General features: G+C 60.3%; 7 protein-coding genes. 2 read left to right on the forward strand and 5 right to left on the reverse strand.

What is annotated here, in order from left to right:
* Positions 1-136: 136 nt before the first annotated feature.
* The 5 genes from LKK40_RS08140 to purF form a co-directional block, all read right to left on the reverse strand.
* The gene (locus tag LKK40_RS08140; RefSeq protein ID WP_304310199.1) at positions 137-2,797 is read right to left on the reverse strand and encodes a bifunctional lysylphosphatidylglycerol flippase/synthetase MprF; all 2,661 of its coding nucleotides are present in this window, start codon (positions 2,795-2,797) and stop codon (positions 137-139) included.
* A complete protein-coding gene (locus LKK40_RS08145) occupies positions 2,794-4,275 on the reverse strand; it encodes an alpha/beta hydrolase-fold protein (RefSeq protein WP_304310200.1) in 1,482 nt (493 codons plus the stop codon). The genes LKK40_RS08140 and LKK40_RS08145 overlap by 4 nt, the downstream gene beginning before the upstream one ends.
* Before the next feature lie 328 nt (positions 4,276-4,603).
* On the reverse strand, positions 4,604-5,902 hold the full coding sequence (purD, locus tag LKK40_RS08150; RefSeq protein ID WP_304310201.1) for a phosphoribosylamine--glycine ligase: 1,299 nt from the start codon (positions 5,900-5,902) through the stop codon (positions 4,604-4,606).
* Positions 5,903-6,154: 252 nt separating this feature from the next.
* Positions 6,155-7,189: a phosphoribosylformylglycinamidine cyclo-ligase gene (purM, locus tag LKK40_RS08155; RefSeq protein ID WP_304310202.1), complete on the reverse strand. Its 1,035-nt coding sequence runs from the start codon at positions 7,187-7,189 to the stop codon at positions 6,155-6,157.
* A 154-nt stretch (positions 7,190-7,343) separates the two neighbouring features.
* Positions 7,344-8,861 (reverse strand): amidophosphoribosyltransferase, encoded by a 1,518-nt coding sequence (gene purF, locus LKK40_RS08160; protein WP_304310203.1) that lies wholly within the window; start codon positions 8,859-8,861, stop codon positions 7,344-7,346.
* Positions 8,862-9,217: 356 nt separating this feature from the next.
* Here purF and codA point away from each other — a divergent pair, with 356 nt between their 5' ends.
* Both codA and LKK40_RS08170 read left to right on the forward strand, forming a co-directional pair.
* Entirely contained in the window at positions 9,218-10,537 is a 1,320-nt protein-coding gene (codA, locus tag LKK40_RS08165; protein ID WP_304310204.1) for a cytosine deaminase, read from the forward strand.
* Positions 10,538-10,659: 122 nt separating this feature from the next.
* Complete coding sequence (locus LKK40_RS08170) at positions 10,660-10,899, forward strand: type II toxin-antitoxin system RelB/DinJ family antitoxin (RefSeq protein WP_033502973.1); 240 nt, start codon at positions 10,660-10,662, stop codon at positions 10,897-10,899.
* The last annotated feature ends 860 nt before the right edge of the window (positions 10,900-11,759 follow it).

Here is an 11,759-nt window from a genome sequence, read left to right on the forward strand (position 1 = left end):
GTTTGTCACGCAAAGAGGCGAGGTTGCGTGACAAACGTACGAGCAGACCACTTTCCTAGTAGTTTCGTCACGCAAATAGACCGATTTGCGTGACGAAACTACTAGTTGGCAGTGGGAATTCGGCGCGGTTTCGATTTCACCTGCGCATCGTTTTGAGCATCTCGGCGATCTGCGAGGCCTTGAATTCGGGCACGTAGGCGCTGACGACGGCGAGTCCGATCTGCGCAAGCTTGGCAGGATCCGGATAGCACAGATAGATCGGCGCCTCTTCGGGCTGGAACTTGCGTTTGAAGAAGAACAATGATTTGAAGCCATAGGCCGGTTCGAGCATATCGGCGACAATCTGCATCGCATGCTCGATGATCTCGGCGTCAGCCGTGCTCTGCGTGTCCTCGCCGCCCAATCCGGCTAGGGGTGCCGCCGATAGGCTCATGAACTCCGCGGCATGCGCGGGGTCCTTCTCGCCTTCGTCGCGCAGCCGTTCGGCCATGCGCGCGATAAGGAACTCCATGATGCCATTGGGGGAGTCGGTGCGGTGCCGCATGAAATCAAGCGTCCAGCCGATGACACGGCCGCCGCGATAGGTCGGCATCCAGCTGGTGACGCCCTGCACCACGCCATCGGCATCGACTGCGTATAGCAGCGCAACACGCTCGTCGCGCAGCTCCTCAACACCGCCGAGCGTGAACTTCATCTCGGGCAGCGCCTTGAGCTGCGCCCACTGCTCGGAGATGCCGACGATCTGCTGCTGCACCGTCCATCCCGCGCCTTCGAAGGTCGTGAGCACATCGGTGACGCCGCTGCGTTTCGCCTTGTTAATGGCGGTGCGGATGTCCTGCCATTTCTTGCCTTTGGTCTGCCACTGCCCGGGTATCACGATCATCTCGGTGCCCACCTTCATGCAGGAGCATCCCAGACGCTCCAATTCCTCGCGCATGGCCTCATGCACGGCGTAGAAAGCCGGAGACCATGATTGGCGAGCGCAGAAGCGGATGAACTCGCGCAACGAGGAGGCGTATTCCGTCGGATCGCCGAAGGGTCCGGTCACGGTCAGCGCCACGCCATGAAGCACGCGATAGGCTATCGCGCTGCGCCCGCTGGCGGAGAACCAGTAGCGGTTGCCCTCCCAGGTGGTCATGAAGCTCATCGATTCGCCGTCCTGCTCGACCAGTCGCCCGGCGGCCGTTCTGCCGCGGCCTGACGAGTCAGGGGAATCGCGGAACCACAGCAGGAATACCGCCAGCACAATCAGCCAGAGCGCGACTGCCAGCAGCTGCGCGAGCATGCTCATCCCTATGGTGCGAGGACGCAAGGTCGGCGTGATGCGCCCGGCGAAGCCCACTGGCAGAAAACGGTGCAGAATATCGAGCACCAGCGTCGAGAAGCGGGCTTTGGGGACGAAGTCGCGCGGATGGGTCAATCCGGCGAACACATAGACGATTCCCAATGCAAACGCGCCTGCAGCGACGGCAATGCAGCCGCGCAGGATGTGACGTCTGGTCGTCGGCACGGGGAAATGCGCCAGATTGCGTGCAATCATGATGGCGAGAATCAGCGGCGGCAGCGTGGTGACGATGAAATCAGGCGTCAGCGCATAATGGTGCTCCGCTGCCTTGTCGGTGAGATTGAACACCAGCGGGAATACCAGATAGTCGATGAGCACGAACAGGGCCGTTGCGGTGTTGAACAGGATGCTGGTCCAGGCGGCGAGCCTTCTTCCCCGATAGAGCCCCCAGGCCACGGTCGCCAAGGCGGCGACGGGCAGCAGCACCCCGATCCACACGACCAGCAAAGCCACATGATGCACGCCGGCCAGGGCGATGCAGCTGCGCGCCGAGTTGTTTGCGGTGCAGACGTTCATCAGCGTATCGTCGCCGAAGCTGTTGCTCATGAACAATCCCAGATTGGTCAGGATGCCGGCGTGGATGTGCGAGGTGATAGCCAGTACGGGCCCGACCGCCAGAATGAGCTGCACTGCCGCCAGCAGTCTGCGCATCTCATAGTCCGTGCCACGCCACCACATCGTACGGGCGGCCTCGTCTGCGCGCTCGGCCGGCGACATGGATTGCGCGTCACGCTGGTCGTAGCGCCGCAGGAGCCGGCCCGCGATATGCCCCAGCACCACCACTGCCAGCGTGCAGTAATCGCCAGGATTGCCGCTGAAGAGCAATTCGGCGCTGACGAACGCATAGCACAGCAGCGTGATTCTGCGTTGCCACAGCGCCGAGGTGAAGGCGCTGGCTGCCATGACCACGCCAGCTACCAGGATGAAGGGCGAAAGCGAAACCGTGACGTGCCGCAGCCATATCCAGTTCACCAGCGGTCGGTTGACGAGGACGCATACCAGCAGTCCCAGCGCGATTCCCGCCACCGTATTGACTACGAGCAGCACTGCGGTTCTGGCTGTGCCGAATCGGGATTGGGCGAATCCTATGCCGCCGAGCAGCAGCGCCGCGAAAATAAGCAGCGCTATCGGGCCGTGCACGAAGAATGTGGACTCGAGCAGATGGGTGAATTGGGCGAAGAGAAAGTCCTGCGCATTGGCAGGATTAGCGGCATGCGCCGCACCTGCCCCCGGCATAGTCGGCCGGCGCATGGCGTTAGGCGATGGCGCCGATGCCGCGACGCTGAGGCGAAGCACCGCGAGCCATATCCAACGCACGATATTGGCGGCTACGAATATTCCGGTGATGATGATGGCGAACAGATGGTCGGAGAGCCATGAGCGCAGATCGGTGCCCAAAGGTGCCCAGCTGGAGTGTCTGGATGCGCGCTTGGATGTAGCGGTGCCGTTCATTGTACGTCTTTCCCTATGCTGATGTCATTGGTGGCGGTGGAGGTGGCGGTGCCGCGTTCGGAAGCACGGTGTACGCGGGCGCTACTCATGGAGTGCTTGGGAGCCATCGGCACCGGGGGAATGTTGACTTCCCTGAGGTTGCTGAACTTGCTCAGTGGTGTGACCTGCGTCCCCAGGCCGGTTTGTGCGCAGAAGCGTTCCAAGGCCGGACGCAGACCGGCTTGGACGCTATGCCAGTCATGCCCGGAGTTCAGGGCGGTCACTGCGGTCACCTGCATGCCGGCCCGCACGGCCGCCTGGCCGATGGCCAGCTGGTTGTGCCGCGAACCCGAGTCCCACGCTCCGGCGACGGAGAACATCGTCTGATTGCTCGGAGCGTGCCGGGCGATGATATGTGCTGGCACGTGGAGATCGTAGGCCTGCTCGTCCCCGCCGAAGTAACGGTTGATGGTGTCTTCGCGCGTGTGATCGGTAGGTTCGAGCTCCCCGTCGGCGGAGAAGATATGGCCGTATATCTTCGGATGCGCCGGCCCCAGCTGCGTGCTGCAGGTGCCCCCTTGCGAGAAGCCGCCGATAAGCCACTGGTTCGATGATGAAGCGACAGGCAGATTCTTTTTAACCCAATTGGTCACATCCACGGTCAGGTAGGTTTCCGCATTGCCATACACCGGCGTGTCGGCGCACAGGGAGTTATGGGTTACCGCGCCGTTCTGGTCGGGGGAGACCACGACGGGAGCCAATCCGTCATGGGAGGCGGCATACTCGTCGAGCATGCCGGCGATTTTGCTGGCACCGAAGAAACGGTCAGGGCTGCCCGGCTGCCCGGCGAGCATGATCATCACGGGCAGCCTCGGCGGATGCTTGCTCAGAGCGGCCGGCGGCAGATAGACATCGGCCGTGCGCGCGGCGAATCCGGAGACCGTTGGCGGAATGGTGATCGCGCTTATCTTGCCATGCTCGGGTATGGCGGGCGCCTGGCCATCGCGCACCAGCTGACGCCAAGCGTCCACGCTGATGGTGCCGTTGCTCGCGTAGATCGTCGTATCGAGATGCTCGTAGGTCGCGATGTTGAACAGCGAGCCGACGGTGGTGTACTCGCCGTAGATCATATTGATCTGCAGCGCGCAGCTCCCGACGATGAGGGGGATGGCTGCGATGGCGAAGATGCGCCGCTTATGCCGTGAATCGATGACGGCGACGATCAGCCAGCAGGCCAGTGCGCTGACCACGGTGATGACCGACATGACCAGCCATCCGACGCTGACGCCGAACACCAGCAGAACATCGGAAAGCAGCCAGATCAGTGCGAAGCCGACCGCCGCGCCGATCAACGCCGCTACGAGTTCCCAGCGCATCGTCTTGCGCCGACCTTTGTCGGGCTTCATGAGCAGAACGGCGGCGAGGCAGATGAGCGTGGCTCCGAACACGCATATCGGCAGCCAGCCGGTCAGCAGATGAATATGCAGGAAAGCGTTCATCACGCCCCCTTTCCGCCGGTGTGTTGGCTCATCGGTATGTTGATTGCTTCACTATGTGTTAATTACGGACGCCTGACGATACTAGTCCTTCCCGAGGGGATGTATCCTCATCCATCAGGATGATGACACAGAATCTGTATGAATCGGTACGAATGTGTATGAGTGCCCGGTATGAGCATCGGGCTGAATGCAAGAGAGGCAGGGCCGTAGTACACGGCCCTGCCTCTCTGGACAACCATGAGCTGGCGACGCGCCCAGCGTGGAATCGATAGCGTGAATGTCGTGGGGAGTCGACCGGCGTGAATCAGCCGCGTGGTGTCTTCGGTACTTAGCGGTTCAGAGCCTTTGCGCCGATGTCGTGGCGGTAGAACAGGCCGGTGACATCCAGCGAATCAAGCAGCTCGTAGACCTGCTGCTGCGCGGTGGCGATGTCGGCGGCGGTGCATTCCACCAGCAGGACACGCCCGGAATCGGAAACGAGCTGAGATGCAGCTGAGTCTGTGCTTTCGCCCTGATACTCCGCATTCTTGACGCCTGCGTAGAAGACATGGATGTTGTCGCTGCTGGGAATCGCCGGAATCGCAGCCCCGGTGACAGGCGCATCCGGGTAGCCGTCCGAGGCTAGGATGACGCCCACGGTGGCGTTGTCATGGGCCCAGCCGAACTGCGGCGTTTCGCCGTTGAGTATCGCGCTGATGCCAGCTCCCAGATCGGAGGTGAGCCGGGGGAGAATGACCTCGGTTTCGGGATCGCCGAAGCGCGCATTGAACTCGATGACCTTTGGGCCATCAGTCGTGGCGATCAGGCCGGCGTAGAGGATGCCGGTGAATGGCGTGCCTTCCTCGCTCATAGCCGCCAAGGTTGGGCGGATGATGGCGTTGATGGCTTCATCGATGATGTCTTGGCCGATTTGCGGTACCGGGCTGTACGCGCCCATGCCGCCCGTATTCGGGCCCTCGTCACCGTCATAGGCACGCTTATGGTCCTGCGAGATGGGCATCGGCCAGAAATCGGTGCCGTTCGCGAAGCACATCAGTGAGAACTCCTGACCTTCCAGGAAGTCCTCGATCACGACCTTGGCACCCGCCTGGCCGAAGCGACGGTTGATGAAGATGTCGTCCAGTGCCTGCATCGCAGTGCCCTCGTCCATAGCCACCGTCACGCCCTTGCCCGCTGCCAAGCCGTCGGCCTTGACGACGATGGGCGCGCCGTGCTCGCGCACATAGCGCTGCGAGCTTTCCAGATCGGTGAAGACTTGGTATGCGGCCGTCGGTATGCCGTGGCGCTCCATGAGCTGCTTGGCGAAATCCTTCGAGCCTTCGATCTGCGCGGCGGCCTTGTCGGGGCCGAAGGCCTTGATGCCAGCGGCGGCGAAATCGTCGACGATGCCTTCGATCAGCGGCACTTCAGGGCCGACGAACACCCAGTCGTAGTCATTGTCCTTGACGAAGTCGATAAGCGCCGCGTGGTTCGCAGGGCTCAGCCGCGTGGTCCGGATGCCGTCTGCCTCCATGCCGGGGTTGCCTGGTGCGACGGTCACCTCCTGCACGCTGTCGCCGCGCAGCAGGGTGTATGCGATCGCATGCTCGCGTGCGCCCGAACCGATGACCAGAACCTTCATGCCCATATCAACGCTCCTTGTGATTCCTGTGATGATTTCCTGTGATGGTGTTGTCGTATCGTTTGCCGTCCGGCTTGGTCGCAAATCGTATGCGACGCCGCCTGATGGACGGATTGCTGATTTCCGTTCTACTGTCACTGTATTTATTACCACTGTGTTTACTACCACTGTGTTTTTTACTACCGCTGTGTTGCCATTGCCGTTGCTGCCTATTGCAGACTGCAAGTGCTGTCTCTACTGTAGGCCTTGCAGCAGAAACTACCGCAGCTCGACGTCGGCATCGCCGCGCTTGACGATTGCGCCGATGACCTTGCCGTCCTCGCCTACGGAGCGCAGCAGGCCAAGCGCCTCGTCGGCACGACTCGAATCGACGGCGAGCACCATGCCGATGCCCATGTTGAACACGTTGAACATCTCCTCGTGATCGATGTCGCCGGCGTGCTCGATCACGTCGAAAATCGGTGGGATATCCCAGCTGCCGAGCGTGATGCGGGCAGCCAGGCCGTCTGGAATCATGCGCGGGATGTTCTCGATGAAGCCGCCGCCGGTGATATGCGCGACGCCTTTGACAAGGCCAGCCTTAAATAGCGGCTGCAGCGCCTTGACATAGATCTTCGTCGGGGTGAGCAATACGTCACCAAGGGATTTGCCACCCAGCTCGTCGAGCGTGGTGTCGACGCTATAGCCGGCCTGTTCGAACAGGGCCTTGCGTATCAGCGAGAAGCCATTGGAATGCACGCCTGTGGAGGGCAAGCCGATAAGCGTATCGCCCTGCGCGATGCCGGAGCCGTCGACGATGGCCGACTTCTCCGCTACGCCGACTGTGAAGCCGGCCAAGTCGTACTCGTCCGCGTCATACATGCCCGGCATCTCTGCGGTCTCGCCTCCGATGAGCGCACAGCTGGCCTGCACGCAGCCATCGGCCACGCCGGCGACGACCTGCTCAAGCAGCGCCGGATCGTTGACGCCGCAGGCGATGTAGTCGAGGAAGAACAGCGGTTCGGCACCCTGCGCGGCGATGTCGTTGACGCACATGGCGACGCAGTCGATGCCGATGGTATCGTGCTTGCCGGCCATCTTCGCCACCATGAGCTTGGTGCCGACGCCGTCGGTGCCCGAAACGAGCATCGGTTCGCGGTAGCCAAGCGAAGCGAGGTCGAAGAGGCCGCCGAAGCCGCCGATGCCGCCCACGACTCCGGAACGCTTCGTGCGCTCGACGTGCGAGGCGATGCGGCGGACGACTTCGTAGCCGGCTTCGACGCTGACCCCAGCGTGTTCATAGGCTTGTGGCATGGCGGACCTTTCCTTCGGTGTGGCTTGATGTTGGTTGGGCAATATATTGAAAATCGTGACTGTGCTGCGGGTTGCTGTGCTGCGGGTGACCTGTTGCCGGTTGTCACACCGTTATTGCACAGCATAGTTGCGGCATGACAAGCGGACTGAGCGGTTATGCCGTCGGCCCGTAGGCCGGCTGAACCCGGTATTCGTTGTCGGCGTAACGGCTGGTCTCGCGAGCGTATTCGGTCAGCCGCGTGCGATCGTCGGGGGTGAGCGAGCGCAGGAAATCACGTTCGTAATCGTCCAGCGCAGTGGGGTAGTCGCCGTTGAAATAGGCCACGCACAGCCCGCCATAAGGAGCGTCCTCGTGCATGCCGATTGAGTCCACCAGCCCGTCGAGGCTGAGGAACCCCAAGGAATCAGCGCCGATGTAGTCGCGCATTTCATCAACTGACTTCTTGGCCGCGATGAGTTCCTTGGTCGTGGAGATGTCGATGCCGTAGAAGCAGGGGTATTTGAGCGGCGGCGAGCTGATGAGCATATGCACTTCGGCTGCTCCAGCCTCGCGCAGCAGACGCACGATGCGCTTCGAAGTGGTGCCGCGCACGATCGAGTCGTCGATGATGGCGACCTTCTTGCCCTCGACCACGCCGCGCACGGCCGAAAGCTTCATACGCACGCCCTGCTCGCGCAGCTCCTGAGTCGGCTGGATGAAGGTGCGGGCCACATACTGGTTCTTGATGAGCCCCATTTCATTGGGCAGCCCGCTCTCCTCGGCATAGCCGGAGGCGGCGGAGAGCGAGGAGTTCGGCACGCCGATCACCATGTCGGCGTCCACCGGATGCTCCTGCGCAAGCCGCTTGCCCATGCGCTTGCGGGCCGAATGGACGTTGATGCCGTAGATGTTGGAATCCGGCCTGGCGAAGTAAATGAACTCCATGGAGCAGATGGCCAGCTGCGTCTTGTCGGTGTATTGCTCGATTCGGTAGCCGCTGTCATCCACGATGATGATCTCGCCGGGGCCGATATTGCGTACGAGCTGCGCGCCCACGGTGTCCAGCGCGCAGGTCTCCGAGGCGAGCACATAGGCGCCGTTCGTCATGCGGCCCAGCGACAGCGGCCTGAAACCATTGGGGTCCAGTGCTCCGATAAGCGCATGCTCGGTCATGAGCAGGTAGGCGAAGCCGCCATGGACGATGTTCAGCGATTCCTTGAGCTGGCCCATGAAGTCGGATTGCGACGATCTGCGGATCAGATGCATGAGCACTTCGGTGTCGGAATTCGAGCGGAAAATAGCCCCCTCGTCTTCCAGCTTGGTGCGCAGCGAGACGCAGTTCGTCAGATTGCCGTTATGGCACAGCGCCACGTCGCCGTCGTGGAAGCGGAACAGGAAAGGCTGGATGTTGTCCAAGCTTTTCGAACCGGCCGTGGCGTAGCGAACATGGCCCACCGCGTGCTCGCCCGAAAGCCGGGAGAACTCCTGCTCGTCGGAGAAGACCTGGGTGAGCAGGCCCAAGCCGCGGTGCCCGATGAGCCGGCCGTGATCGTTCGTGACGATGCCGGCCCCCTCCTGGCCGCGGTGCTGCAGCGCGTGCAGACCGAAGTAGGTCAATCGAGCGGCATCGGGATGGCCCCAGACGCCGAAAAGACCGCATTCCTCATGGATGTCCTCAAGTTCAGCCGACAAACCAGATCCCCTTTCGCGAGGCAGGGAGATAGAGAAGACGTGTTTACGGATTCACCCTACCAATCGCAGGCTACATCGGCGTGACGCGGGCGGGGTTAGGCGTGTGGAGGGCAGACAGCGAGTTGCACATGAAGGGCGGTGTTGCTATGTGGCAAAATAGTAAACCGAACGTGTTCTTCTGCTTGTTATGCTCGTCAATAGAACTCATAGACCACAATGGCGGATGTATGGTCACAGGTGTGCTAAACACTGACGAAATCGGGGCCTGTACGAAGTTTGGTGCCGACAGGTGGCGGTGGGCGGCATGTCTGCGCGGAGTGTTGCAAGATGTTGAAATAAGGTAAAAGGACTCGATTATGATCATTCGCAATGTGCATGTGGAGAACGACGAAGCGACGAGCACTGTGCGCATCGAGCATGGGGTGTTTGTGCAGATAAGCGGTGATACGGCTGGCTTGGGTGCTGACGGCAGCGCACCTGACAGCGACAGCGAGGGAGATGGCGCATTCGACTGCAACGGCAGAGCCGCGAAGCCTCAGCCCCAGCCGGGCGAAACCGTGGTCGACGGGCAGGGCGGCGTGCTGCTGCCGCCTTTTGTGGACCCGCATGTGCATCTTGACGCCGCGCTGACGGCCGGGGACCCGGAGTGGAACGAGACCGGAACGCTGTTCGACGGCATCCGCATCTGGTCCGAGCGCAAGAAAAGCCTGACCATTGCCGATGCCAAGGATCGCGCGCGGCGCACCATCGACATGATGGTGCGGCACGGCATCCAGCACATCCGTAGCCATGTGGATGTCACCGACCCCGACTTGGTCGCGCTGCATGCGCTGCTGGAGCTGAAAGCGGAGGTCGAACCGTATGCGGATCTGCAGATCGTCGCGTTCCCGCAGGAGGGGATTCTCTCATATCCCAACGGCAAGGAGCTCATGCGGCAGGCCATCAACGAAGGCGCGGACGTGGTCGGTGGCATTCCGCATTTCGAATTCACACGTGATTATGGCGTGGAATCCCTGAAATTCCTGATCGATCTGGCGGTGAAGAACGACCGCCTGGTCGACGTTCACTGCGATGAGATCGACGACCCGGCCTCGCGGAATCTGGAAGTGCTGGCCACGCTGGCGCTGGAGAACGGCATCGGAGAGCGCGTCACCGCAAGCCACACCACGGCTATGGGCTCCTACAACGACGCGTACACGTACAAGCTGTTCCGCCTGCTGAAAATGTCAGGCATCAGCTTCGTCTCGAATCCACTCGTGAACATGCATCTGGGCGGGCGCTTCGACACGTATCCCAAGCGCCGCGGCCTGACGCGAGTCAAGGAGCTGGACGCGGACGGCATCAATACGGCTTTCGGCGAAGACGACATCCGTGATCCGTGGAGCCCGCTTGGCGCGGGGAACATGCTCGACGTGGTGCGCATGGGCGTCTATGCGGCACAGCTCATGGGATACAGCCAGATCATGGACTCCTACAAATATGTCACGTACAACGGAGCCAAGGCGCTGCATATCACCGATCGTTACGGCATTGAAGTCAGTAAGCCGGCGAACTGTATCATCCTGAACGCCCCGAACTTCTACGAGGCGCTCAACGAGAACGCTGAAGTGCTCTGCAGCATCCGCGCCGGCAAGGTCATCGTCTCCACCCAGCCCCACGTGACGACGGTGTACTGAGCATCATACTGAGCGCTATATCGGTGCGGGTGAAATATGAGCTGCGTATGAATAAATATCTCCGAATCCGGTTGAAATTGATATAAAATATTATCAAAATGATTAAAGGAGATATTATAAGCATGCAAATTGCTACCCGTGTTGACGATAATCAGGCGGCTTTGTTCAGGGAGACTACCAAGCGTCTGGGCACTACGCCGGCCGACGCGCTGCGCATGTTCATCAACGCTTTCAACGAATATCGGGGCTTTCCTTATGAGGTGAGGCTCGCGCGTGAGGAACTGGAGCCTTTTCCTTCCGAAAGCGAGGCTACGGATTATGCCAGCCGGCTTGCACTGAGGCTGTCCGATGAAACGCGGTGAAATTTGGACGCTGCAGGCTGACGGGTATGCGAGCAAGTGATGACGCCATGAAAGAAGTCGATCGGGGACTCGTGCGGATGCTGGGGCTGTCCTAAAGTTCCAAGCTGAATGCAATAAGGCTTTAATAGATATTTTTTGCGTTTGAGTATGCGCGACGGAAGTTCTCATTGCTGTTCCGGTGCCCAAGGTGGATTAATATTGCCTTAATATGGCCTCCTGATTACAATTCGCAGTTCACAATCACGTATCTCGCTTATGTGAGGCGTTATTGGGGCGTTGCAGAGGTCTATCTGCGTTGTGTGAGGCGCTATTTCGAAGAGACCTGAGTATCAGGCGTTCCAAAACCGCCGTTTACGGCCAGCGATACTCGGGGTACCAAGGAATTAGCGCCTCACACAACGCAGATAGCCCTGGGCAAGGCCGAGTTAACGCCTCACATAACGAAGATACGTTCATAACTGGCCAATTTTCATACGCCGAAATCCAAAGACGGGCAAACTATATGCAACACGACACGAGAAAACCACACGCCTTGCGGTGAGTTCTGCATAGATGCTGAGAAGTTTGTCTTTTTCTCTGAGCAGCTCTCGTATGCGTTCTCTCCTCTCTTTGCTTACGAAAGGGAGGAGGGATGCGGTCCGACCCGCAGAGGAATCATCTGCAGGTTGGACCGCGAGGACGAATGCCGTGCTCAATGGCTGCGGTGCAGGCACAGCGCGGCGAGCAGCCCGAGTGTTTATCATCGTTTTGTTTTGTGCGTGGTCATCACCGGAATTGGGCAGGGTGATCGCTTGATTTGATCGGTTTTGGCGGCGGTGTCTTGATGTGAAAGGGCATCGGCTCGTCGTCCTGATAGATTC

It is taken from the genome of Bifidobacterium tibiigranuli (genome assembly GCF_022655035.1).
In the GTDB taxonomy this organism is placed as follows: Bacteria; Actinomycetota; Actinomycetes; order Actinomycetales; family Bifidobacteriaceae; genus Bifidobacterium; species Bifidobacterium tibiigranuli_A.

What these genes read in the sequence shown, in the direction of transcription:
- LKK40_RS08145 (WP_304310200.1), bottom strand. Translation starts at nt 4,275, where the DNA reads ATGAACGCTTTCCTGCATATTCATCTGCTGACCGGCTGGCTGCCGATA.
- purM (WP_304310202.1), bottom strand. Translation starts at nt 7,189, where the DNA reads ATGCCACAAGCCTATGAACACGCTGGGGTCAGCGTCGAAGCCGGCTAC.
- LKK40_RS08140 (WP_304310199.1), bottom strand. Translation starts at nt 2,797, where the DNA reads ATGAACGGCACCGCTACATCCAAGCGCGCATCCAGACACTCCAGCTGG.
- codA (WP_304310204.1), top strand. Translation starts at nt 9,218, where the DNA reads ATGATCATTCGCAATGTGCATGTGGAGAACGACGAAGCGACGAGCACT.
- purD (WP_304310201.1), bottom strand. Translation starts at nt 5,902, where the DNA reads ATGGGCATGAAGGTTCTGGTCATCGGTTCGGGCGCACGCGAGCATGCG.
- LKK40_RS08170 (WP_033502973.1), top strand. Translation starts at nt 10,660, where the DNA reads ATGCAAATTGCTACCCGTGTTGACGATAATCAGGCGGCTTTGTTCAGG.